Here is a 23919-nt window from a genome sequence, read left to right as displayed (position 1 = left end):
CCCCCGGGGGGGGGGGGTGGGCCGCGCCCGCCCGGGGCGGGGCCCCCGGCACGGGCGGGGGGGCCCCCGCCGCCGCTTCGGCATGCACCCCACGCCGCCTCGCCGCCATCACCAGCAGCGACAGCACCACCACCAGCGCGGCGAACGCCAGCCAGCCGTCCACCAGCTTTCCCGTGCCCCAGAACCACGGGTCCGCGTCCGGCGCGCGGCGGGTCATGAATCCGTAGAACTTGAGCCAGAAGATCCACCCGGCGTGAATGCCGATGGAGGCGGACAGGTCGCCGGTCCACTGGTACGCCAGCCCCAGGATTACCCCCGCCAGCGCCAGGCTCAGCAACGCCGGAAACATCGTCCGCACGTCCGTCATCCCCGCGAGCATCGTGGGCAGCACGCGCAGGCCGCTGAGCCAGTCCACCGTCTGCGGCGTCTCGCCACGGTGCATGAAGTGCGTGATGGCGTACACCCCGCTGCTGGCGGCCAGCGCGGCGGGCCAGCGCATGGCCCGCCGCAGCGTGCCGAACATGGCGCCGCGAAAGAGCAGTTCCTCGATCACCGCCACGATCAGCGCCGTGGCCAGCACGCCCAGAAACTGTCCCGCCAGCTCGCCCGGCGTGCGCGGCTTCACCAGGCGCCCGCCCGCGATCAGCGTGATGGCGCACACCGCCGCGAGCGAGACGAAGCCCAGCGCGAAGGCGGCCGCGAAGCGCCTGGGGCGGATGAAGCCGGGCGGAATCCCCACGTCGCTCCAGCGCCGCACCCCCGCGGCGCGGACGAAAAACGGCAGCCCCAGCAGCGCCACGATCAGCAGCCCGCGGTTCACGTACCGCGCGAACGGCATCCGCGCCGCCGTCTCCAGCGCGGGGATGGAGGGAGCGAGCGCCTGGATTCCGTGGTACAGCCACGGCGCCAGCAGCGCCCCACCCGCGAACACCGCCAGCAGGTACAGCGCCAGCGCCCGCACGGGGCGTCCGTCGCGCGGATGCACGGAATCCGCTGAAGTCGGGGGCGTTGTCACGCGGGCAAACCGGGGTGCACGGGGAGCGTGGATCGGCGGCGGCGGCGAATCTATCCGCTCCCCCCGCCCCGCCGACAGCGCCACGCCCCGGGATTCCGTATCGGCACGACAACGCCGCCGCCTGCGCCCGCGGGAACGCCGCTCTACCCCAAACGGCGTATCACACCCTATCTTGCACCGTATCACCTTTCGATCCAACGCCCACGCCACGCCGCAGATTACCCGGTGCACACCGTCGCAGCCGAGGGCATCCACCGCATTTCCACCCCCATGCCGGGACGTCCGCCGCAGGTGAACGCGTACCTGGTGGAGTGCGGGGACGGTGGATGGATGCTGGTGGACGGCGGGCTGAACACCGACGAGGCGTGGGCCGCGCGGGACGCCGGCGTCCGCTCCGCGGCGGGCGGATGGGAGCGCGTCGCGATCCACGTGGTAACCCACATGCACATGGACCACGTGGGGCTGGCGGCCCGGGTACAGGAGGCCAGCGGCGCGGCGGTGCTCACCGGGCGGCTGGACGCGGAGCGGATGGCGCACGCCGCCGCGCACCCGGACGACGAGGCGGAGTACCGCGCCGGCCTGCTGCGCCGCTGCGGCGCGCCCGCGGAGATGGTGCGCGCGGTGGAGGAGATGCAGCGAAGCGCCCGCCCGTTCACCGCGACCCTGCGGTTCGACGGGGTGCTGGACGGGGACCAGGGCGACGTTCCGGGCGCGGCGGGATGGCGGTTCGTCTGGACGCCGGGGCACACGGCGGGGCACGTCTCCCTCTTTCGCCCCGCCGACCGCGTGCTGATCGCGGGCGACGCCGTGCTGCCGCGCATCACCCCCACGCTGGGCGTGAACCGGCAGCGGGTCGATCCCGTGGGCGACTACGCGCAGGCGCTGGCGCGGCTGGAGGCGCTGCACCCCGCCCTCGTCCTTCCCGGCCACGGTGACGCCCCGGCGGACGGCGTGGCGCGCATCCGCGAGCTGCGCGCGGCGGCGGACGGGGAAACGGAGACGGTGCGCGCGCTGCTGGATGGGGAGCCCCGCAGCTGCTGGCAGGTGGTGGACGCGCGCTACCCGGGGCGCGAGATGCCGCCCTCCACCCGCATGCTGGCCCTGCGCGAAACGCTGGCCCACCTGGACCGGCTGGCCGCCGCCGGGCGCGCGGCCGTCCGCGACGACGACGGGACGGCGCGGTTCTTTCTAGACGCGGACGCCGATATGGCCGCGATCGCGGTGCAGACCGGAGGGGGAGGCTGAATGGGGCGCATCCTGGGGGTGCTGTTTCTTCTGCTGGCGACGGTGCTGCTGGTGCCGTCGCTGCGTGCGCGCGCACGCCCGCAGATCGAATACGTGCTGAACCCCGTCTACCGCTGGGAGGCCAAGAACCGCGTGCACGCCATCCAGCGCGTGCTGGAGCGGGAGCGGTCGCAGGGCGCCGGCATCCCGCGGCCGCGGGAGTTCAACCGCTTCCTGGCGTCGCGTGAAGGCGCGCAGGCCGCGCTGGACCCGTGGGACCAGCCATACTACCTGTCCACCACCCGCCGTACCTTTCGCGTAGGCTCGGCCGGGCCCGACCGGGTGCCCCGAACCGCGGACGACATCCTTTCCGAGGCCCAGCCGCTGGCCCCGCCGCCCCCGGGCGGGGGGCGGGTACGCCGTTGATGGAATCGCACGCCCATGCACATCCGGAAACGCACATGCTCAAGGTGGGGCTGACGGGAAACATCGCGGCGGGCAAATCCGCCGTGGCCAGCGTGTGGCGCTCGATGGGCGCCACGGTGGTGGACGCCGACGACCTGGCGCGCCGCGCGGTGGAGCCGGGAACGCCCGCGCACGCCGCCATCGCCCGCGAGTGGGGCACCTGGGTGCTGGAAGAGGGGGGCACGCTGGACCGCGCCGCGCTGCGGCAGATCGTCTTTGCCGATCCCGACGCGCGGGCGCGGCTGGAGGGGATCGTGCACCCCGCCGTCGCCGACCTGCGCGACGGCGAGGTCCGCCAGGCGCAGGCACGCGGCGAAAGGCTGATCGTGGCCGACATCCCCCTGCTGTTCGAGGTGGGGATGGTGGAGGATTTCGACGTGGTGGTGCTGGTGGATGCGCCCGAAGAGGTGCGGCTGCGGCGCATCGTGGCCGACCGCGGGCTGGACGAGGAAGAGGCGCGGCGGATGATCGCCGCGCAGATGCCCTCCGAGCTCAAGCGCGCCCGCGCCGACATCGCCATCGACAACACAGGCACCCTGGGCGACCTGCAGGACCGCGCGCGCGACGTGTGGAAGCAGCTGGTGCGGCGGGCGGAAGAGCGTGGCTGAGCGTCCCTTGCTGCGCGTGGACATGCACGTCCACACCCGCGCCTCGTACGACTCGCTGAACGACCCCGATGGCATCGTGGCCGCCATGGACGCGCGCGGCATCGACCGCATCGTCGTCGCGGACCACGACGAGCTGGAGGTGGCGCTGCGGATGGCGGCGCGCGCGCCCGATCGCGTGATCGCCGGCGAGGAGGTTCGCACGGCCGAGGGGCCGGACCTGATCGGCATCTTTCTCACCGAACGCATTCCCCGCGGCACGCCGCTGCGCGAGACGGCGGAGCGCATCCGGGCGCAGGGCGGCGTGGTGTACGTGCCGCACCCGTTCGACGTGCGGCGGCGCGGCGGCGGCGAGCACCACCTGGCCGCCATCGCCGACCTGGTGGACGCGGTCGAGGCCCACAACGCCCGCACCTGGGGCACCGGCGTAAACGAGGCGGGCGAGGCGTGGGCACGGGCACGCGACCTGCCGCTGGGCGCCGGCAGCGACGCGCACACCGCGGGCGAGATCGGCACGGCGTACGTGGAGGTGCCGCCGTTCGAGCCCAACCGCGCGTCGTTTCTGGCCGCGCTGCGGGCGGGGCGCGTGGCGGCGCGGGGCACGTCGTCGCGCGTGGTAGCGGCGTATTCGGCGTACGCGCGCGTGCACCACACCGTCTTTCGCGGCTGAACGCAGATCTGGGGAGAGGATGACGATGAAGAGGATGCTGCTGATGCTGACGCTGCTTTCCGCCGCGGCGTGCGGTGGGGGCGAGGGCGAGGGCCAGCCCCCGTCCGCCGACCCTGGCCAGGGCGCCGCCGCCGACAGCGCGCAGAAGGACAACACCGGCCCCGCCGGCGCCCGCACCGGCGGCTGATCCGGCATCCTCTCGTCGTCGAGAGAGGAGGGGGTACAGAGGAACAGAGAAAGCCAGAGACACAGAGAAAATCATTCCTCTGCGTCTCTGGCTTTTTCCCTGTTCCTCTGTACGCGCGCAGTGTGGTTTTCCGGACCTGGCGTGGACCTCGTTGCAGGCAAGTGGCGCGCGGGTTATCCATCGAGCGATGGAGAGGCACCGCGCGGAGGGCGATCCGTCCCGGCGCGAAACTATTCCCGGTGGAGGAAACGTGGCAGACTCGGCGAGCGCGACGTGGAAGGTGCGGGTGGGCGAGGAGGAGACGAGCGCCGTTCTGGACGCGGCGGAGGCGATCGGGCGGCGCATTGTCTTCGCCTGCGCGCACGGGGCCGGTGGGCACATGGGCGACAAGGGGATGCTGGCCGTCGCCGAGGCGATCCGCGCGCACGGCATCGACGTGGTCCGCTTCAACTTTCTGTACAAGGAGAAGGGATCCGGCCGCCCCGACGCCATGCCGCGCCTGATGGACACCACCTCCGCCGTCGTCGCGCGCATCCGCGAAGAGCTGCGCCCCGACGTGCTGATCATCGGCGGGCGGTCGATGGGCGGCCGCGCGGCCTCCATGCTGGCCGCGCAGGGCTTTGCGTGCGACGGGCTGCTCCTGCTGGCCTATCCGCTTCACCCCGCCGGCCAGCCGGAAAAGCTGCGCGACGCGCACCTCCCCGACATCACCGTCCCCGTCCTCTGCTTCAACGGCACCCGCGACGACCTGTGCCGCCCCGACCTGATGGAGCGCGCGCTGCAGACGGTAAAGACCGACTGGCGGATGCACTGGCTGGAGGGTGCCGACCACAGCTTCCACGTCCTCAAAAAGTCCGGCCGCACCGACGCCCAGGTGCTCGACGAAGTCGGCGACGCGACAAAGGCGTGGATTGGAGAGTTTTCGCGCCCCGTGGTCTGAGAGGGTGTTATGAACTCGGACGGAAGAGCACGCTCAGTCATCCTGAGGGAGCGCCACGCGTAACCTTTAATTGGACAGACGCTTGCGCGCGACCGAAGGACCTTCTCTCGGCTTGCTTGAACACGGCCGAAGCGGCCACGGCGTACTCGACTGGGGCGTAACCGGACAGTTGGGAGCGGCGTGGCGGCGTTCAAGCCGTCGTACAGAAGGTCCTTCGGTCGCGCACAAACGGTTCGGTGACCGCAGGTTGTACGAGGTGCGCTCCCTCAGGATGACTGTTCGTTGTGCACGGAGTTCATAACACCTTCTGAGAAATAGCGGAATCACGCGGAGGCGCGGAGGAGAATGGAAGACGCGGAGCAGGCCCTCATCCGCGTCTCCCCGTTCCTCCACGCCTCCGCGTGATTCTTGTTTCCGACGCCTTACATCAGCAGCGTTTCCACGCGGTGGGCGTGGACCATGTTCTCGCAGGGGGACCAGGCAAAGACGGTAAAGCGGCCGTCCTGCGAGGCCACCATGGCCAGGGCGTCGCGCTGGTCATGGACGAACTGCGCGGCGGACAGGTGGCGGGTGCCGCCCAGGCGCGACGGGTCCACCACCTCGGCCACGTTGCCGACGACCGGCGCCGTCAGCGCGATCTGCTCCACCCGCTCGCTGCCGCGCCTGCGCACCAGCTTTACGCCAAAGGCCAGCAGCTCGTGGCGCTCGTTGAGCACCGTGGCGCCGTCCACCGCGGTAAGGCCGGCGACGGCGTCCACCGAGCGGCGAAAGGCTTCGCGCCAGGCGGGGCGCGCCTGCTCGTCCTCGCCGGCGCGCAGCAGGTCGGCCAGGTCGGAGAAGGGCGATACGCGGTACGGGATGGGCTGCGAGGCGGAGTGGTGCCACGCGTCCGACCCCGGCGGCACCAGCAGCAGCGACCCGCCGCGCCCGTGCGCGCGCATCGACACCGCCAGCTGGATCAGCACGCCGGTGGGGCCCACGGCGGGGACCGGTGCATCGAACCCCAGCAACGACGTGAGCAGCGCGGGGCAGTCGGGAAGGCTGTCCGCTTTTTCATCCACCACCTGCACGTGGTCGCCCTGCAGCACGGCGATGGTGCCGTACTTGTCCAGCTCGTCGCCGCGGCGGTACTTGAGCACCACCAGCCCCGGCTCCACCACCTCCAGCACGAACGCCAGCTCGGGGACCGTGCGCGCCGTTCCCCACACGCGCAGGGCGTCGCCGTCCGGCCACACGCCCAGGTGAATGCCCGGGCGCTCCACCGCGGGTGCCAGCTTGGCCAGCCCGCGCGGGCCCAGCGGCAGCGACTGCGCAAAGACCATGGCGTGCCCCGTGGCTTCGGGGGGCACAAAGGCGAGCGAGATGCGGGGCGCGTGCCCCTCTTCGCGCTGCAGGCTGGCCCAGAACGCCGCGTCGATCAGCGCCTCGATGGCCGGGGCGTCGGGCTGGGGGGCAAAGTCGCGGCTGCCGCGCTGCCGCGCCGCGTGCAGGTGGGCCGCCAGGTGCTCCGCGACCGTGGGGGCGACGATGCGCGCCGCCGGGTACCCGGGCTGCATTCTTTCCGTCTTCTCCAGCGGATGTGCGAAGGCTGCCTTCCCGCGGCAGCCTGATCGATGGATGATCTCGTCCCGCGCCCCGCGTGGCAAGCGGTGAGCCCCGGCACCGCGAAGGTGCCGGGGCCTTTTGCGCCGTCAGCCGGAGCCGTGCTCAGGGGATCAGGCTTCCAGGGGCAGCGGCCGTAGCCGTCATCGTGATGCGGAACCCGGAGAAACAACATCGGAAGGTACAGAGGGACCGAGAACAGCCAGAGGAACAGAGGTGATCCGCATTCCGTCCTCTGTTCCTCTGGCGGTTGTCTGTTCTTCTGTACCCTGACCTCGGTTTCCCATAGTCCAACGTGAGGTGAGGTGTTTCTCCGGCCCGCGCCTCCGCGCCCTCCGCGTCTCCGCGTGAGAGCCGTTCGTTGGCGCGGATCCGGGCTCAGTCGAACTCGAGGACCATCCGCTCGGGGAACGGCCCGTCCAGCTGCACGCGGCCGGCGCTGCCCTGCGCGCGTCGCAGGCCGGGAAGGCGCAGCAGCGCGGCCGTGATCTCGGGGATCACCACCAGGTTGATCCCCAGGCCGAAGCACTGGTGCATCCCCCAGCCAAAGTGCAGGTACGAACGGACGTCGCGGTCGATGCGGAAGCGCCGCGGCTCCGGAAATCCATCCGGATCGAACATCGCCGACAGCGTGCCGATGGCCATGGACGAGCCCGCCGCGATGGTCTTCTGCCGCGGCGTGCCGGCGGCGATCGTCGCGTCGGTCGAGCAGCGGCGCGCCATCAGCGGCGTGTGCGGGTTGAAGCGCACCGCCTCCCACGCGTACTGCCGCACCCGCTCCAGGTCGCCGTCGCGCGCCGCCGCCTGCGCGCCCGCCAGTTCCTGAGGCCGCCGCAGCAGCTCGTCCATGGCCAGGATGCTGAAGCGCGAGATGGTATCCACCGCGCCCACGATCAGGCCGGCGATGTTGCGCCGCACCCAGTCGTCGTCCGCGTAAGGATGATCGGGGAGCAGCGCGATCATCCGCCCCATCACGTCCTCGTCGTCGGCGGTGCCCTGCGCGCGGCGGCGGGCGATCTCCGGAAGCGCCCACGCCTTGAGCTCCGCCGCGGACTGGATGGCGGCCTGGCGCACGAACGGGTCGTCCAGCGGGTTGGCGAAGGCGTCCTGGAACAGGTTGCGCAGCCACCGCTCCAGCGTGGGGCGGTCCGGCCCCATGAAGCCGAAGTAGCACTGTACGATCTCCGCCGGCACCGCGCGGGTAAGCCGCTGCACCGCCTCGATGCGCCGCTGCGGCCGCGCCGCGTCGACGGCCCGCGCCGCGGCGTCGCGCGCCAGCTGCCGGATGCGTTCCGCGTCTTCCCGCTTTGCGCAGGCGCGCAGGGCGGCGTGGTCGCGGTCGTACTCCGGCCCCCGGTCCATCGCCAGGATAAAGGGGCCGTTGATGCGGTCGATGGAGGGTCCGTTCACCTGGCTGATGGTGAAGTCGCCGTCGCGGTTCAGCACCTCCAGCACGTCTGCGTGGCGGCTCACGACGATGCGGTTGCCGGCCTTGAGCAGCGGCGCCCACCTGCGCAGCACGTGGAACAGGGCGCGCAGCACCTTGCGGCCGGTGAGCGTATAGAAGATCCAGCGCTTGACGCGGATGCCCACGCCGCCCTGCGTGTTGGGTGACGGCGGCTGTGGCGCGGGTCGCTGCGCGGGCACGGCGGGTACGGACGGAGCCAGGGTGCTCACGGGGACCAGCCTTTCTTTCTCCGGAAGGTGGAGACGGACGGGGAGACGATCGGGGAGATGCACGGCCGCGGACGTGCGCCGCCGCGGACGTTCCCATGATAAGGCCGCTCTCCCGAAGCGACAATCTTTCTGATCCGCACATCGGGATCACCCGTGCGGACTCTCCTTCCGCCCCCGTGCACGCTGTCCCGGTGCCGCCCCGAACCGGGACGCGCACGCCCCACAACCGCAATGCGGACGGGAGCATCCGCCGCACGGATTGGATCGTAAGCCGCATCACATCAACTACTTGCAAACACCGTCCGCTGTGACGCGGATGCGGAATCGAACTTGCTAAAACATCTGCATCCCCAATCCGGTTCAGTTCGGCGGAAGCACCTCTTCCCCACGCGCCCGCCCGTGAACCGGTATTTTCCCCGCCGGCCCAGCCGCCGCCGCAGGCCTCCGCCGGCACTCTTCAGCGCCCACGCAGGAGTTCCCCCGTATGAGCGAGTCCCCGCCCGTGCCGCCCAACGCGGACGATCCGCGGAACACCGCCACCGCCCCCGCTGACGCCGTGCAGGTGCCCCACATCGTGGGCGCGCCGGACGAGGCGGAGCGGATCCACGCGCCGTACCCCATCGTCTCCGAAGACAAGGCCCGAGGCCGCGCCCAGGTGGCCGCTGCCCGCCGCCGCACCGCCGCCGAGAAAACGGAATCCGCCAAGAGCGATGGGCGGACCGACCAGTCGTCGCTGCTGGTGATGGTGCCGGTCAAGGCGGGGCACTACGACGCGCTGCTCGCCCTGCTGGACGAGATCGCCAACCCCCGGGACGAGCACGACTTCGAGGTCAACCGCCACATCCCCTTCGCGAAAATCCGCACGCTGCACTTTGCTCGCATCCTGGTGCACGAGGCGTCGCCGGGAAAGGAGGGGAAGAACCCGCTCCCCACGTATCCGCCGCCACCGTTCCCCGACGGAAAGGTGCAGGTCCACGGGCCGGCCATCCCGCCCAAGATGCTGTTCGCCACCGACTTCGACGGTCCGCTGGACGAGCACATCGACGAGGTGCTGCAAGTGGCGCCCCAGGGGCTGGACGAGGTGTTCGGCCACTGCGAGGGCTGGCCGGGATCGCAAAACCGCGACGCGGTGCACGGCTACTTTCTGCGCCACCGCATCCCGTCCAACACCTTCTACACCGGCACCATGCACCGCTCGGTGGACCAGATCCACCGTGAAGAAGAGCTGCACCAGGCGATCGAACACTACCTGGACCGCGAGGCGGGAAAGCCGGACTTTCCCAGCGAGCCGCTGCAGATCCGCGAGAAGATCCGCGACTTTGTCTTTGCCCAGCCGGAGCTGGCGTGGGCGCGGCAGCAGCCGGGGCCGTTCCCCAGGCTGCTGTTCAACCCCGCCTACCTTACGCAGGTGGCGATCGGCCTGGTCGTGGCCCTGCTGGCCGTGCTCACCGTCGCGCTCTACTTCGCCACGGATTCGTGGCGCCAGGCGGGGATGATCACGCTGGGTGTAGTCGCGGTGGCCGTGGTGGTGCTGGTCGCGGCGTACCTGTTCCTGCGCGGGCTGGAGAAGACGGACCCCGTCATCATCCTCAACAAGGACATCGACAACCTGGTCAAGGCCGAGGACCGCATCGTCCAGAACCAGATGAGCAGCGTCATCTACATCAAGGAGCCGCTCTGGTTCAGGGGTCTGGTGCTGCGGGCGGTGCTGGCGTTCATCAACTTTTCGGCGAAGTACCTCAGCAACCAGGGAACGCTGGCGGGGATCCCCTCCATCCACTTTGCCCGTTGGGTGATCGTGGACGAGGGGCGCCGGCTGGTGTTCTTCAGCAACTTTGACGGCAGCTGGGAAAACTACCTGGGCGACTTCATCGACAAGTCGCACAGCGGGCTCACCGGCGTGTGGAGCAACTGCGTCGGCTTTCCGCGGACGAAGAACCTGATCCAGGACGGCGCCACGGACGAGCAGCGCTTCAAGGCGTACTCGCGCGACAGCCAGATCCCCACGCAGGTGTGGTACAGCGCGTACCGCTGGCTTTCGGTGGACAACATCAACAACAACACCCGCATGCGCCTGGGCCTGTACGGCGACATGACGGCGGACGAGGCCGGCGTGTGGGTGCGCCGCTTCGGCGGATCCACCAACGTGGACAACAGCGGCGCCGCGCTCGGCCCCAGGGCGAAGACGCCAAAGCCGCCGCAGGTGGAGCTGGAGGACGTGCAGGGGCTGGTGGCGCGCAGCTTCAACGGCCTGCGCCACGGCGACTACGTCCCCGTGTACCTGCCGCAGGACCCCGCCGCCGCCCGCGCCTGGGTAAGCGAGATGGTGGACGTGGTCACGCCGGGGGACAGGCGGACCAGGGCGGTGGTCGCGGAGGGCGTGGCCCGCAGCGTGGGCTTTACGGCGGACGGGCTGGAGCGGCTGGGGGTGGACGAGGCCAGCCGCCAGACCTTCGCGCCGGAGTTCCGCGACGGGATGACGACGCCGTACAAGCAGCGGCTGATGGGCGACGACGGCGACTCCGCCCCGGACAAGTGGACGTGGGGCCGGCCGGACCGCCCGGTGCACGCGATGATCTTCGTGTTCGCCGCCACGCCGGAGCGGCTCAAGGAGCTGGTGGATGAGGAGAGCGCCCGCGCCGCGCGCCATGGCGCCACGCTGGGCGCGCCGCTGGGCAGCGTGATGCTGGCGCAGGACAAGGAGCACTTCGGCTTTCACGACGGCATCGCGCAGCCCAAGGTGCTGGGCTTCCGCGCGCCCGACGACGGCGAGGCGCCGTCGCCCACGGAGGCCATGATCCAGCCCGGCGAGGTGGTGCTGGGATACGAGAACGCGTACGGGCAGATCCCGGATTCGCCCAGCGTTCCCGCCACGGCGGCGGGCCGCGCGGTGCTGCCCCTGGCCCCGCGCGACCCGGACCTGCCGGACGACGCGCCGCTGCGGCTGGACCTGGGGAGGAACGGCAGCTACGTGGTTTTTCGCCAGCTGGAGCAGCACGTCCGCGCCTTCTGGAGCTTTCTGGACGCGCAGGCGCAGCACGACGCGGAGCGCCGCAAGAAGCTGGGCGCCAAGATGGTGGGCCGCTGGCCCAACGGCGCGCCGCTGGTGCGGCACCCGGACCAGGAGCCGGCGGTGTTCGACGACAAGACGGCGAACGACTTTCTGTACTCCGGCACGTGGGACGACCTGCACGGCGACAAGTGCCCGCTGGGCTCGCACATCCGCCGCTGCAACCCGCGCGACGGCATGGCGCCGGGCCCCGAGGGCTCGCTGCTGGTGGCGGACCGCCACCGCCTGCTGCGCCGCGGCCGCGCGTACGGCGAGCCGCTGGCCCCCTCGTTCAACCCCGCCGACATCCTCGCGTCGGACAAGCCCGACACGGGGCGCGGGCTGCACTTCATCGCGTTCAACACGGACCTGGGGCGCCAGTTCGAGTTCGTGCAGAGCACGTGGGTGAACAGCATGAAGTTCGATGGCCTGTACCGCGACGCCGACCCGCTGGTGGGCCCGCACCAGAACCCGCACGATCCGCACGTGGCGCCGGAGCAGGTCAGCAGCTTTACCGAGCAGCGCTGCCCGGTGCGGCACCAGGTGCACGGCATCCCCCGCTTCGTTACGACGGTGGGCGGCGCGTACTTCTTCATGCCGGGCATCCGCGCCCTGCGCTACCTGGCGCGGCTGGACTGAGTGGATCGGTTGGATGGATGACAGAACCCGGCGCCGGGACTCTCCCCGGCGCCGGGTTTCATCGTATCGGAAGGTCCCCAGAAGATTGCCTCACACAGAGTTAACAGAGTCAACAGAGTTTTCTCGTGCCGCTTCGTCCGGGTTCGTGTCGATCGCAAAAAGATATGCCTCACACGGAGTCAACGGAGTTTTCTCGTGCCGTCGCCTCCGCGGACGCGGTGAAGCCGGATTCCCAAGTGTCGGGTGCGGCGGAGGGTTGTCGGCGCGGCGCGATCTTTTGTGAGGATGTCGGAAACGGGAAGTAGATGGAATGCGGTAGGGGGCCATGAGAATTTTTTTGAGGAGGATGAAGATCGTCTATGATCTCCGGAGCCGCACCGAAGCATGTCGATCGCACCACCTGATGAGCGATCTTTGAAATCCTCCGTCCACTCCACACTTGATGGGAGCGCACGCAGCAAGGTTAATGATTTTCCCATTCGATATCTCGCCATCCCGGCGCTCCTTTTGCTGCATTCGTAACTTTGGCATCCGATGCGGATACCAGCGCGCCTCCGTCTCCCCGCGGACTGCGCTCACGGGGAATATCCGAACGCGCCAGCGGGCGGACAGCGACATACGGGGCGGCGCGTGGACACGGCTTCGCGTCGCAGACACTGAATGGCGTTGATACGGGGCTCTTCACCCCGTAGGTTGTCGGGACCGCAGACTTCACGACCGTACCGGGACTCTCATGCCGCCAGGCGGGGACAGCAGGGGAGAAGTGGCGGAGCGCCAGAAGGCCGAAGCGCTTTTTCTCGCCAACCTCGAATGGATCGAGCGCAGCGCCGCCTCACTTTGCCGCCGCTACGGGCTGGGCGGCGACGAGGCCAAGGACGTGTGCTCGTGGGTCAAGCTCAAGATCATCGAAGACGATTACGCCCCGATCCGCAAGTTTCGCGGGGACAGCTCCATCCGCACCTATCTGGTGGTAGTGGTGGCGTCGCTGTTCCGCGACTACCGCGCGGGTCACTGGGGCCGGTGGCGCCCCTCCGCCGCGGCGCTGCGGGCGGGGCCGCTGGCGGTGCGGCTGGAGACGCTGGTCTACCGCGACGGCTCCACGCTGGACCAGGCGGCGCGGACCCTGCGGGAGTCGCCGCAGCCGGACCTGCAAAAGGCCAAGGAGATGACGGACGGAGAGCTCGCGCGCATGCTGGCGGAACTCCCCGTGCGCGGCCCGCTGCGCCCGTACGAAGCGGGCGAGGCGCCGCTGGACGCCATCCCCGCCGTCTCGTCCGCCGAAGAGCGGGTGGCGCAGCAGGAGTCCGACCAGACGCGGCGATCGGTGTTCGGCGCGCTGGAGCGGGTGATGGGGCGGCTGCCCGAGGAGGACCGGCTGATTCTGCAGCTGGTGTACTGGCAGGGACTTAGCATTGCCGACGTGGCGCGCGTGCGCTCGCTGCCGCAAAAGCCGCTGTACCGGCGCATCGAGCGCATCCTGGGCCAGCTGCGCCGAGAGCTGCCGGCGGAGGGCGTGCAGCAGGAACAGTTGCGCGAGTTTCTGGGGGAACTGACACCGTGACCTGCATTCCGCGGGGGACTTGAGCGTTCCGTGTCCATCCAATGGAGCATGGACGCGCACCTGGAGGGAGAAATGCGGTGACCCGACCCCACATGGACGATAACGACCGCGCCCGCTTTGCCGACGGCCTGATGCCGGAGGAGGAGCGCGGCGCTACAATGGCGCACATCGCCAGCTCGCCCGAAGAGGCGGAGCTGTTGGCTGACGTGGCATACATGCTCGCCGACCTTGACCCCGAGGGCGGCGCGATCACCGCCGCGCCCGCGAACGCCGGCGAGCGCCACGCCGACGACGAGGACACCGGCACGGACCCTAAGGTCGTGCCGCTTCGGCCCCCGTCCGCCGCAACGCGGCCGCCGCAGCTGGAAGCAGCCGCCGCGGCAGGCGGCGATTACGACGCGGTTCAGCCTCCCGTATCCGGCCGCGCGAGCCCGGGAACGGATGCGCCTGTCGTCCCCCTGCGCCCGCCATCCACCGCGCGCACATGGCGCCGTGCGCCCGCGCGGTGGGTGGCACTGGCCGCGGTGCTCGCCGGCGTGCTGCTGGTGCCCCTCGCGCTCTCCCGCTCCGGCTCGCGCGACCCCGGCGACTTCGCCACCCTGCTGACCAGCCGCGACGCCGGCCTCCCGACCGACGACTGGGTGGATCGACCGCGATGGCCGGTGAACCGCGGCGGAGGGACTACCGCGGCCGACCTTCCGCGCTCGGCCAAGCTGGGTGCGCTGCAGGTGGACCTCGAGGTGGCCGCTGCCGCAGGCGAGGGGGAGCAGACGAGCCTGGTCACCGGCCGCATGATCGACCTGCTGGATGACGTAGCGGGATCCGGCCCGCTGGTGGCTGCCTACGGCGACATTCGTTCGCGGGCCGCGGAACCCGGGGAGACGCTGGTGCCTGCAGTAGCGGAAGCGCGCGAGTCCCTCGCGTCCTATGTCGACGAGGACTACTTCAACCTGGGCGCGTGGGCCGAAGCGGCGGGAATCGCGGCGGAGCGGCGCGACGCGGAGTTCTTCCACGCCCGCGCCTCGCGAAAGCTGCTGGACCGCGCGGCATCCCTCCCCGCGCTGGAAGGCGAAGCGCAGGCAGCCATCCAGGCCATCCGCGCCGCCGCCGAACCAGAACAGCCTGACTGGCCTGTGCTGAAGACGCAGACCATCCAACTCCTCCAGCAAATCGCCGGCTGATCAGCGAATCAGGCAACGCGGCCGGTAGCGCTCTCCCACGCTGTGCCGTTGTACCGCGTTCCGCTTTCATCAGCCGGCAAGAAGGCATCGCTCGCCGCGTATCACCGCAAGATGCCCAGGGTTGCAATCGCGCGTGTGGCAGCAACTCACACGAGAGTTGCTGCTACTCGCGAGCGCCCACGATCAACTGAGACTCTGCTTCACGGCAAGCGCGGATTGAACCGCGGGGCTGGTGCGCCGCCGCCGCGCGGCATCGACCGAATACGCGCCGGCGCCGTGAAACACCAGCATCAGCGAGCCAAAGAGCATGGCCAGCGGCGCGATGTTGGCGCTGAAGGGCAGGTTCCGGTGCACCATCCACAGCGCCACGACGAAGTTGATCACCATCACGGCCGCCGCCGGCCTCGTTGCGGCACCCGCCGCGATCAGCAGCCCGCAGACGAACTGCGCCCAAGCGGACAGGTGCGCGTTGAACACTGGCGCTGGAAAGCCGTTCTGCGCGAGAAAGTCGCTGAACTCCAGCATGTGCTCCCGGCTGAACACGTTGTCCTGCGTTCCGTATACCAGGGTAAGGCCAAGGAACAGGCGGAACAGCGGAACACCGAGCGAGCCGTGGCGCTCCAGCCATGCGGCGGGTGAGGACATGGGACGTTTCGTTCGATCAGGGAAGCGGGGTGAAAGCGGGATCGTCCTGAACGCCCCGCATTGACCGGTTCTGCCATCCACCGTGTGCACTGCTGGTGGGATGCGGGTCCGGGCGACAGATTGTCTTTCTCGCACCCGCACATCCGCCCCCCGCCCCTCCCGTGACGCACAGTTCTTCCCTGGAATCCGTGCCCCCCGCTCGCCAGACCATCTCCGCCGGCGAAGAGCGCTTCGAACGGATCCGCAACCGCGTGGGCCTGATCGCGGCGCCGCTGATCTTCGTGGCGCTGCTGCTGGCGCCGATCGACGGGCTCAAGCCGGAGGCGCACCGGCTGGCGGCGGTGATGGCGGCGGTGATCGTGCTGTGGATCACCGAAGCGCTGCCGATGCCCGCAACGGCGCTGCTGGGGGCCGCGGCGTGCGTGGTGCTGCGCGTGGCGCCGGCCAAGGAGGTGTTCGCGCCCTACGCGGACCCGCTGATCTTTCTCTTCATCGGCTCGTTCATCATCGCCCGCGCCATCTTTCTTCACGGGCTGGACCGGCGGGTGGCGTTCGCGGTGCTGTCGATGCGCTGGATCGGCGGGCGGCCGTCGCGGGTGCTGCTGGCGTTCGGCGCGGTGACGGCGACGCTGAGCGCGTGGATGTCGAACACCGCCACCACCGCGATGATGTTCGGCATCGGCATGTCCATCCTGTCGGTGATGATGGCGTCGGGGCGCGGCGTGGGACCCGCCATCGACCCGCGCTACGCCACGGGGCTGATGCTGATGACCTCGTTCGCGGCCTCCATCGGCGGCCTGGCCACGCCGGTGGGCACGCCGCCCAACGTAATCGGCATCGGCTTCATCCGCGGGCTGCTGAACGAGGAGATCACCTTCTTTGAGTGGATGGCGGTGGGCGTGCCGGTCGTGGTCCTGCTCTTCATCTGCCTTTACCTGTACCTGAACGCGCTCTCGCCAGCCGGGGTGACCACGCTGGGCGAAGGCGCCGAGGTCATCCGCCGCGAGCGTGCCACGCTGGGCCCGTGGACGCCGGGTCAGAAGTCCGTCGCCATCGCGTTCGCCGTGACGGCCGCGCTGTGGATCACCCCCGGCCTGTTCGCGCTTTTCGCGGGGGAGACGAGCCCGGTGTACCGCGAACTGTCGTCGCGGGTGCCGGAGAGCGCGGCGGCGATCCTGGGCGCGCTGCTGCTCTTTCTCCTCCCCGGCAACGGCGGCGCGCGCGCGATCACGTGGGACGAGGCGGCGAAGATCGACTGGGGAGTGATCCTTCTGTACGGCGGCGGCTTTGCGCTGGGCGTGCTCTCGTTCCAGACCGGATTGGCGGAGGGCGTAGGGCGCGGACTGACGGGGCTGCTCCCGATCCAGGGCGAATTTGGCCTGCTGGCGGCTTCGGTGATCGTGGCGGTGCTGTTGTCGGAGACCACGTCCAACACGGCGTCGGCCAACATGGTCGTGCCGGTGGTGATCTCCATTTCGCTGGCGCAGGGGATGGACCCGTTCGTCCCCGCGCTGGGGGCCACGATGGCGGCCAGCCTGGGCTTCATGCTGCCGGTTTCTACGCCTTGCAACGCCATCGTCTACGGCTCCGGCTATGTGCCGCTGATGCGTATGGTGCGCTACGGCATCATCCTGGACCTGATCGGAATCGTCGTGATCACCGGCGCCGTGTGGCTCCTCTCTCCGCTGCTGCGATAGACCATCGATCGTCGATCCGGCGGAAATCCCGATCCCGCACCCGCACCAGAGGCTGGACGTGCGGAGAAGTGGACGATTTCCGTGGCGGCTCGCGGATCTCACCTCTGTCGGCAAGTGGCCGAGGAGCACTCCTGACACGCCACCAGTGAGCAGAAACGCAGAGTTTCTGCTTCGAATCGGCCGCCGATCCAGGGTTTGCAGCAGAAATCTTAATAAACGAGCGACGCCGCGCGCCGGAGAGCTTCTCCGACGCGCGGCGTCATCGTTTATCCAGTAGTCAGGCGGCCAGCCAGAGCTTCGCCGTCTCCTCGGTCGTCCGCTCGATCTCCTGCGCCGACATCCCGCTGCGGGCCAGGTGCTGCTGCACGAGGCCGTCCACCTCGCCCTTCAACGCCTCCGCCTCGCGCCCGATCCGCTCCAGCCGCTCGACGTACGCCAAGCGTTCAGCGGGCGTGCCCTCGATCCCGTCTTCCGCCTGTTGGGCCGCCCACCCGCATTCATCCGCGAGATCCGCGAGCCGACGATACAGCATCCGCGGGAGCTGGGTGCGATCGATCTCACCGACGAGGCGGACCAGCGCGTGGAACGGCAGGGTCGTGGCGGACGCGGAATCCCGCACGCACAACACCGGCGTGGTGACCATACTGCGGGTAAAGAGCGCCGCCTCCAGCGCCTGCACCCTCTCCCGCGCGAAGCGGTGCCACGTGCGGGCGCTTTCAATGATCGAATCGCGCAGGATCTGCTCGCGTTCTTCGGGAGTCCACCGATTCGCAAACGCCCCCCGGACGGCACTCGAAAAATCGTACTCCAGAAGCATCCCGTCTTCGTCGCGTTCAGCCTTCATAGTTTGCCACTTCACGCCGGGTTGGCTTGCGTGCGCTGATGATCCGGATGCGATCTCCCGGCTCGGTGTACGTCACGATGAGCAGACGTCCCAACTGCGACATCCCGATTGCGCTAAATCGCGGCTCATAGAACGAATGATCGTCGTCCGGGTCGCGTTGCACCAGCGGGTCCAGAAACACCGACACCGCTTCCGCGAACGCGATGCCGTGCTTCGCCTCGTTGGCTGCCGCCTTTGCCGGGTCCCACTCGAACGAGTATTTCATCCGAGCAGCTTACCGTCCATTTTAACATCGCAACACCCCCCTGCGCAACGCATTCCGCGGGTGGCGGAATGGGAGCTGAGGGGCGTCGAAAACGATATGGCTCATCGTTCGCAGGAAGCGTAGAATCAGTCGATCCACTGCCGCACCACACCCAACCCGGCGCGTCCATGATCCGCCCACTCGTCCGCATCCTTACCCTCGCGACCCTCGCCGCCACGCTGCCTCCCGCGGCGGCGCACGCGCAGCAGACCGCCAAGCCCGTGCTGCACGGGCGGCACTGGATGGCCATCACCGGCAAGCCGCTCGCAGCCACCGCGGGCGCGATGACCTTTCAGCGCGGCGGCAACGCGGTGGACGCCGCGTGCGCCATGCTGGCCGCCACCAGCACCATGTGGGACGTGCTGAGCTGGGGCGGCGAGACGCAGGCGCTCATCTACAACCCCAACACCGGGCAGGTAGTCGGCATCAACGCGCTGGGTACGGCGCCCACCGGTGCCACGCCGGAGTTCTACCGGTCGCGCGGGATGCCATACCCGCCGGAGTACGGGCCGCTGGCCGCGGTGATCCCCGGTACGCCCGGCGGCTTGATGGTGATGCTGGCGGAGTACGGAACGATGTCGCTGGCGGCCGTGCTGGCGCCGGCCATCCAGATGGCGGACGGCTACCCCATCGAGGGGCAGACGGCCAACAGCATCCACAACAACCGCGATCGGTTGCGCGAGTGGCCGTACTCGCGTGCCGTCATGCTGCCGCACGCGGGGCAAGAGCGCGAAGCGCCCAGCGCGGGCGAGATCTTTCGCCAGCCGGACCTGGCCCGCACGCTCCGCAGCGTGGTGGAAGCCGAGGCACAGGCACTGGCGCAGGGCAAGTCGCGCCGTGAGGCCATCATGGCGGCGTACGAGCGCTTCTACCGCGGCGACATCGCCCGCGAGTTCGTGCGCGGGGTGCAGGAGCAGGGTGGGCTGATCACGATGGACGACATGGCGCGCTGGCAGGTGCGCATCGAGCAGCCGGTATCCACCGACTACAAGGGGATCCAGGTCTACAAGCTCACCACCTGGACGCAGGGCCCGGCGCTGCTGCAGTCGCTGAACATCCTGGAGAACTTTGACCTCAAGTCGATGGGCTACAACAGCACCCGCTACGTCCACACGCTGTACCAGGCCATGAGCCTGGCCTTTGCCGACCGCGACTTCTACTACGGCGACCCGTACGTCGAGCCCCAGGAGCCCATCCGCGGGCTGCTGTCCAAGGAGTACGCCCGCGAGCGCGCCCGGCTCATCAATCCCGAACGCAACGATCCCGGCATCGCGCCGGGCGACCCGTACCCGTTTCAGGGCGGCGCCAACCCGTTCACGCAGTACCTGCGCGACTGGAACCGCCGCGGCCGCACCGGCGACAGCGTGTCGGCGCCGCCGCGCGCGTCGCTGGACTTCGAGGAAAGCTTCTACCTGGGCACCACGTCGGTGCAAACGGCGGACGCGGAGGGGTGGGTGGTCAGCATTACCCCCAGCGGCGGCTGGGTGCCGGCGGTCATCGCGGGGCGCACCGGCGTGGGAATGAGCCAGCGGCTGCAGAGCTTTGTCACCGACCCGGCCGAGGGGCCGTTCAACGTGCTGCGCCCCGGCCAGTATCCGCGCGTCACGCTCACGCCCACCATGGCGCTCAAGGACGGCAAGCCGTTCCTTTCCTTCGCCGTGCAGGGCGGCGACTCGCAGGACCAGAACCTCCTGCAGTTCTTCCTGAACGTCGTCGAGTTCGGGATGAACGTGCAGCAGGCGGCCGAGGCGCCCAACATCAACAGCTTCCAGATGCGCAGCAGCTTTGGCGGGCACGAAAGCCGGCCTGGGCGCATCCTGCTGGCGGAGTCGATGCCGGACTGGGTGCGCGCGGAACTGCGGCGGATGGGGTACGAGCTTACGTTCGAGGCGCGCACCTCCGGCCCCATCAACGCCATCTGGTTCGACCGCGAGCACGGCACGTTCTGGGGCGGCAGCAGCCACCACGGCGAGGACTACGGGATCGCGTGGTAGGACGGAAGGTACGAGGGTACGAGGGTACGAGGGTACGAGGGTACGAGGGTACGAGGGTACGAGGGTACGAGGGTACGAGGGTACGAGGGTACGAGGGTACGAGGGTGGGTGACGATGGGTGAGCTGTCCGCGATCTGGATCAAGCGAATGAAGCGGGGGCCCATGGATCCCGTAGCGTCGGCCGCGCTGGTAGCGGGGCGCGGGCTGGTGGGCAACGCCGACCAGGGGCGCCGCCGGCAAGTGACGCTGATCGAGGAAGAGGTGTGGCGGTCGCTGATGGACCGGCTGGGCGCCGACGTCCATCCTTCCTCACGCCGCGCCAACCTGATGCTGCGCGGAATCCGCCTCCCGGACACGCGCGGGCGGGTGCTGCGCATCGGCGGGTGCCGCATTCGCATCGGCGGGCACCTTACGCCCTGTCACCTGATGGACGAGGTGCTCCCCGGCCTGCAGGCCGCCATGCGCCCGCACTGGGGCGGCGGCGCTTTCGCCGAGGTGCTGGACGACGGCCAGATCCGCGTGGGCGACCCCGTCGAGTGGCTGGACGATGATCCGGACACCCGCCCCAGCACCACCCGCGGCGCGACCACCGCACCCGCCGGATCCTGATCCGTGCGTCGGAGGATGGCGTAGACCGGCGGATGCGGAGCCCTCCCGCATCCGCCGATTCCGTTTACTTTCCCGTGCGGCGCGACGGATTTTGTTTATCCCGCAACATGTTACTCCATGATGATTTAGGTGGATCGAGAGAGGCACGGGGATTGCCTCCGTTCCCGGCCTCACTTCAACGGAGGAGGCAGGGGATGCAGAAGCCGATCAACGGACGGATGCACGGGATGATGGACTACGCTACGGTGGCTACGACGGCCGCGGCGCCGCGCGCGCTGGGCTTTCCGCGGCAGGCCGAGAATCTGGCGTACGGGCTGGCTGCGGCGTACCTGGGGCTGTCGCTGCTGACGGACTACCCGCTGTCGGCCAAGAAGGCGGTGCCGTTCAAGGGGCACGGCGCCACGGAGGTCATGCTGGGGCTGGCGCTGCCGTTCCTGCCCAGGCTGCTGGGCTTCGAGGATGACCGCCGCGCCCGCAACTTTTTCCTGGGCCTTACCGCGCTCACCGCCGTCACCGCGCTGCTGACGGACTGGAACGCGCCCGACGCCGACCAGGAGCACGGCGACTTCAACGTGCGCCTGAACAAGTCGCGCAGCGAATCGCGCGAGATGGCGACGGCCTGACGCCACGCCGCGTCCGTGACGACGAAAGGGCTCCCCACACGGGGAGCCCTTCTCGTTCTTGCGTTGTTGATGCGGACGCGCAACGCATCATACCAATTCCCATGATTCTCCGTGCACTCGAAGTTCTACTGCCGGGCTCACGCGGAGACGGTATGGGACGCCGCACACGGCTGAGCCGCCCAATCCGCGCAGGCGGATTTCGTGACGTTCCAGCCGCGGTTTCAACCGCCCGGGATGAAGTGGGCCGCCGACGCTCCGAACGATAGAATAACACAAGGGCTCCCCAACGTGCGTCGGGGAGCCCTTTCGTCAGCGGAAACCCGCGGCCGCTACTGGTACTGGATGTACAGCGGCTCCGGCCACAGCTGCAGCAGGTCCTGCGGCGTGGTCAGGGGATCGCCCTTCTTGGTGTCGTTGTGGTAAAAGTTCTTCCACCCCGTGTACTGCGCCGGGTGCCGCACGATGTAGTCGCGGTACGAATCGTACTTCAGCCACGGCGCGCCCCACCCGTCCATGTGCATCACCAGCTGCACCTCCGGACGCAGCCGCACGTTCTCCACGTCGGGCACCATGCCGCGCGTGAATCGGTGGATGATCAGCACCTTGGGCGGCAGGTTGTTCTGCTGCACGATCTGCGTAAGGTGATCCATCACCCAGTTGATGTCGGCCGCGTACATCGTCCCGATCTTGGCGCCGGGCCGCGTGCCGCCCCGCATGTAGAACTCGGGGTCCACCGCAAAGTGCACGTCCGGGCGCTTCAGAAACTCGTCGAAGCGCGGCATGATGTTGCGGATGTCGTCGGTGCCCACCTGCACGTCGATGAACAGGATGCCGTTGATGGACTTGGCCATCTGGTGGATGGAGTCCACCACCGCGTCCCGGATCTGCGTGCGGTACTTGCCCGACGGGCCGGGATCGCCCTGCGCCACCACCGCGATCAGGTGCAGGCCGGGGATCACCGGCGTGGTGGGGTCCGCCTGCGACCACTGGTCCGCCTGGCGGCGCAGGCGCGAAAGCATCTCGTCACGCGGATACTCGCCCAGCGCGCCCATACGGGTGGACGCGGGGTTGCCGTAGTACACCACGATGCGGTTGCACGGCAGGATGGACCCGTCGCGGAACTCCGGCATCTGCGGATACCACTTCTGCTCCTTGGCGAAGATCGGGTTCTTGCCCGCGCCCGGCCGCTTGGCCGCCGAGTCCGCCTGCAGCGCGCTGGCCGCCGAGTCCAGCCGCGCCTGGCGCCGCTGGTGGCACTGCGTGGCCTCGGCCGCCGCGTTGCCAAAGGCAAACTGCGCCGGGGGGCGCGCCGGCGCGCCGGCCGGGGGCGCGCCGCCCTTGCCGGTGTCGGCGGTGGCGGCGGGGGTGCCCTTCTCGCCACCCTTTTCCGCGCCCGCGTCTCCCCCGCAGGCGGCCAGCGGCAGCGCCAGCAGCGCCGCGCCCAGCATCAACGTGCGGATTTCGTTCATCAATCCGGTCTTCACTACCGTCTCCTCCGTTCCGGGGCGGGCCGGCCCGCGGCGGGCCCGTCGCCGGTGACAGCCGTCCAGTGCGCCTTCGCCCACGGCAAGGGCCGCGCCGGGCGAAAAACTACGGGCGCACGGAATGCCCCCGCGCGGCCAGGTAGCGCCGCGCCTCGGCCAGCGTGAACTCGCCGAAATGGAAGATGGATGCCGCCAGCACCGCATGCGCTCCCGCCGCGAGCGCCGCGTCCAGGTGCTCCAGCGCCCCCGCCCCGCCGGACGCGATCACGGGGATGCGCACCTGCGCCGCGACCGCGTTCAGCAGCGGCAGGTCGTACCCGTCGCGCGTGCCGTCGCGGTCCATCGAGGTCAGCAGGATCTCTCCTGCGCCCTTGGCTTCGACCAGTCGCGCGAACTCCACCGCGTCGATGCCGGTGGGCTTGCGGCCGCCATGGGTGAAGATCTCCCACCGGCCGTCCTCCACGGTCTTTGCGTCGATCGCCACGACGATGCACTGGCTGCCGAACCGGTCGGCGGCGGCGGCCACCACATCCGGGTCGGCCACGGCCGCGGAGTTGAAGCTGACCTTGTCGGCCCCAGCCAGCAGCAGCGCCCGCACGTCGTTGTGCGTGCGCACGCCACCGCCCACGGTCAGCGGGACAAAGCATTGTTCCGCCGTCCGGGTCACCAGATCGAACATGGTGCCGCGATTTTCATGGGTGGCATGAATGTCCAGAAAACAGATCTCGTCCGCGCCGGCGGCGTCATAGGCGCGTGCGGCTTCGACCGGGTCGCCGGCATCGACCAGGTCGACGAAGTTCACGCCCTTGACCACGCGCCCGTCGGCGACGTCCAGGCAGGGAATGATCCGGGTCTTGAGCATCATCGGGGCCTTTGGCTGGGGCTGGTAAGCCGTGGGTTCTAG

General features: G+C 69.5%; 21 protein-coding genes. 13 read left to right on the top strand and 8 right to left on the bottom strand.

From position 1 onward, the window contains the following. Window positions 1-985: CPBP family intramembrane glutamic endopeptidase (locus ACOJUJ_RS19460; RefSeq protein ID WP_420128564.1), on the bottom strand; the 985-nt coding region annotated here is incomplete at its 3' end. A 255-nt stretch (window positions 986-1240) separates the two neighbouring features. On the opposite strand from ACOJUJ_RS19460, the gene ACOJUJ_RS19455 reads away from it, so the two are divergent. The 6 genes from ACOJUJ_RS19455 to ACOJUJ_RS19430 all read left to right on the top strand — a co-directional run bounded on the left by ACOJUJ_RS19455 (window position 1241) and on the right by ACOJUJ_RS19430 (window position 5106). Next, window positions 1241-2260, top strand: a complete 1020-nt coding sequence (locus tag ACOJUJ_RS19455) for an MBL fold metallo-hydrolase (RefSeq protein WP_420128563.1) — start codon at window positions 1241-1243, stop codon at window positions 2258-2260. Beyond that, window positions 2261-2665, top strand: a complete 405-nt coding sequence (locus ACOJUJ_RS19450; protein WP_420128562.1) for a hypothetical protein — start codon at window positions 2261-2263, stop codon at window positions 2663-2665. Further along, a complete protein-coding gene (gene coaE / locus ACOJUJ_RS19445; protein ID WP_420128561.1) occupies window positions 2665-3312 on the top strand; it encodes a dephospho-CoA kinase in 648 nt (215 codons plus the stop codon). The genes ACOJUJ_RS19450 and coaE overlap by 1 nt, the downstream gene beginning before the upstream one ends. Further along, window positions 3305-3979 carry a PHP-associated domain-containing protein gene (locus ACOJUJ_RS19440; RefSeq protein ID WP_420128560.1) on the top strand — a complete coding sequence of 225 codons (675 nt, stop codon included), beginning with the start codon at window positions 3305-3307 and terminating at the stop codon, window positions 3977-3979. The genes coaE and ACOJUJ_RS19440 overlap by 8 nt, the downstream gene beginning before the upstream one ends. Before the next feature lie 25 nt (window positions 3980-4004). Continuing rightward, window positions 4005-4166: a hypothetical protein gene (locus ACOJUJ_RS19435; protein ID WP_420128559.1), complete on the top strand. Its 162-nt coding sequence runs from the start codon at window positions 4005-4007 to the stop codon at window positions 4164-4166. Window positions 4167-4416: 250 nt separating this feature from the next. Further along, window positions 4417-5106, top strand: a complete 690-nt coding sequence (locus ACOJUJ_RS19430) for an alpha/beta family hydrolase (RefSeq protein ID WP_420128558.1) — start codon at window positions 4417-4419, stop codon at window positions 5104-5106. A 422-nt stretch (window positions 5107-5528) separates the two neighbouring features. Here the strand turns inward: ACOJUJ_RS19430 and ACOJUJ_RS19425 are convergent, their stop codons facing one another. Then, window positions 5529-6662 (bottom strand): putative sensor domain DACNV-containing protein, encoded by a 1134-nt coding sequence (locus ACOJUJ_RS19425; RefSeq protein WP_420128557.1) that lies wholly within the window; start codon window positions 6660-6662, stop codon window positions 5529-5531. A 424-nt stretch (window positions 6663-7086) separates the two neighbouring features. Next, the gene (locus tag ACOJUJ_RS19420) at window positions 7087-8385 is read right to left on the bottom strand and encodes a cytochrome P450 (RefSeq protein WP_420128556.1); all 1299 of its coding nucleotides are present in this window, start codon (window positions 8383-8385) and stop codon (window positions 7087-7089) included. Window positions 8386-8869: 484 nt separating this feature from the next. Here ACOJUJ_RS19420 and ACOJUJ_RS19415 point away from each other — a divergent pair, with 484 nt between their 5' ends. The 3 genes from ACOJUJ_RS19415 (at window position 8870) to ACOJUJ_RS19405 (ending at window position 14815) form a co-directional block, all read left to right on the top strand. Further along, window positions 8870-12073 carry a Dyp-type peroxidase gene (locus ACOJUJ_RS19415; RefSeq protein ID WP_420128555.1) on the top strand — a complete coding sequence of 1068 codons (3204 nt, stop codon included), beginning with the start codon at window positions 8870-8872 and terminating at the stop codon, window positions 12071-12073. Window positions 12074-12836: 763 nt separating this feature from the next. Next, window positions 12837-13634 (top strand): RNA polymerase sigma factor, encoded by a 798-nt coding sequence (locus ACOJUJ_RS19410; protein ID WP_420128554.1) that lies wholly within the window; start codon window positions 12837-12839, stop codon window positions 13632-13634. A 92-nt stretch (window positions 13635-13726) separates the two neighbouring features. Further along, window positions 13727-14815, top strand: coding sequence for a hypothetical protein (locus ACOJUJ_RS19405; protein WP_420128553.1), 1089 nt, complete (start codon window positions 13727-13729; stop codon window positions 14813-14815). A 183-nt stretch (window positions 14816-14998) separates the two neighbouring features. Here ACOJUJ_RS19405 and ACOJUJ_RS19400 read toward each other — a convergent pair whose 3' ends face one another. Beyond that, window positions 14999-15460, bottom strand: coding sequence for a DoxX family protein (locus ACOJUJ_RS19400; RefSeq protein WP_420128552.1), 462 nt, complete (start codon window positions 15458-15460; stop codon window positions 14999-15001). Window positions 15461-15648: 188 nt separating this feature from the next. Here ACOJUJ_RS19400 and ACOJUJ_RS19395 point away from each other — a divergent pair, with 188 nt between their 5' ends. After that, entirely contained in the window at window positions 15649-17157 is a 1509-nt protein-coding gene (locus ACOJUJ_RS19395) for an SLC13 family permease (protein ID WP_420128551.1), read from the top strand. 277 nt (window positions 17158-17434) lie between these two features. Here ACOJUJ_RS19395 and ACOJUJ_RS19390 read toward each other — a convergent pair whose 3' ends face one another. Together ACOJUJ_RS19390 and ACOJUJ_RS19385 are read right to left on the bottom strand one after the other, a co-directional pair. Then, complete coding sequence (locus tag ACOJUJ_RS19390; protein WP_420128550.1) at window positions 17435-18001, bottom strand: hypothetical protein; 567 nt, start codon at window positions 17999-18001, stop codon at window positions 17435-17437. Next, a complete protein-coding gene (locus ACOJUJ_RS19385) occupies window positions 17991-18266 on the bottom strand; it encodes a BrnT family toxin (protein ID WP_420128549.1) in 276 nt (91 codons plus the stop codon). Before ACOJUJ_RS19385 ends, ACOJUJ_RS19390 begins: the two co-directional genes overlap by 11 nt. A gap of 167 nt (window positions 18267-18433) precedes the next feature. Between ACOJUJ_RS19385 and ACOJUJ_RS19380 the strand changes: the two genes are divergently transcribed. The 3 genes from ACOJUJ_RS19380 (at window position 18434) to ACOJUJ_RS19370 (ending at window position 21531) form a co-directional block, all read left to right on the top strand. After that, window positions 18434-20299 (top strand): gamma-glutamyltransferase family protein, encoded by a 1866-nt coding sequence (locus ACOJUJ_RS19380; protein WP_420128548.1) that lies wholly within the window; start codon window positions 18434-18436, stop codon window positions 20297-20299. A gap of 114 nt (window positions 20300-20413) precedes the next feature. Further along, window positions 20414-20908: an MOSC domain-containing protein gene (locus ACOJUJ_RS19375; protein ID WP_420128547.1), complete on the top strand. Its 495-nt coding sequence runs from the start codon at window positions 20414-20416 to the stop codon at window positions 20906-20908. Window positions 20909-21102: 194 nt separating this feature from the next. Next, window positions 21103-21531, top strand: a complete 429-nt coding sequence (locus ACOJUJ_RS19370) for a hypothetical protein (RefSeq protein WP_420128546.1) — start codon at window positions 21103-21105, stop codon at window positions 21529-21531. Window positions 21532-21860: 329 nt separating this feature from the next. Here ACOJUJ_RS19370 and ACOJUJ_RS19365 read toward each other — a convergent pair whose 3' ends face one another. Continuing rightward, the gene (locus ACOJUJ_RS19365; protein ID WP_420128545.1) at window positions 21861-23000 is read right to left on the bottom strand and encodes a hypothetical protein; all 1140 of its coding nucleotides are present in this window, start codon (window positions 22998-23000) and stop codon (window positions 21861-21863) included. Window positions 23001-23121: 121 nt separating this feature from the next. Next, entirely contained in the window at window positions 23122-23877 is a 756-nt protein-coding gene (gene hisF / locus ACOJUJ_RS19360; protein ID WP_420128565.1) for an imidazole glycerol phosphate synthase subunit HisF, read from the bottom strand. Window positions 23878-23919: the final 42 nt, after the last annotated feature.

The sequence above is a fragment of the Longimicrobium sp. genome (assembly GCF_048594345.1).
In the GTDB taxonomy this organism is placed as follows: Bacteria; Gemmatimonadota; Gemmatimonadetes; order Longimicrobiales; family Longimicrobiaceae; genus Longimicrobium.
Note: the sequence above shows the minus strand (reverse complement) of the source record. Positions and strands in the feature narration are given on the sequence as shown.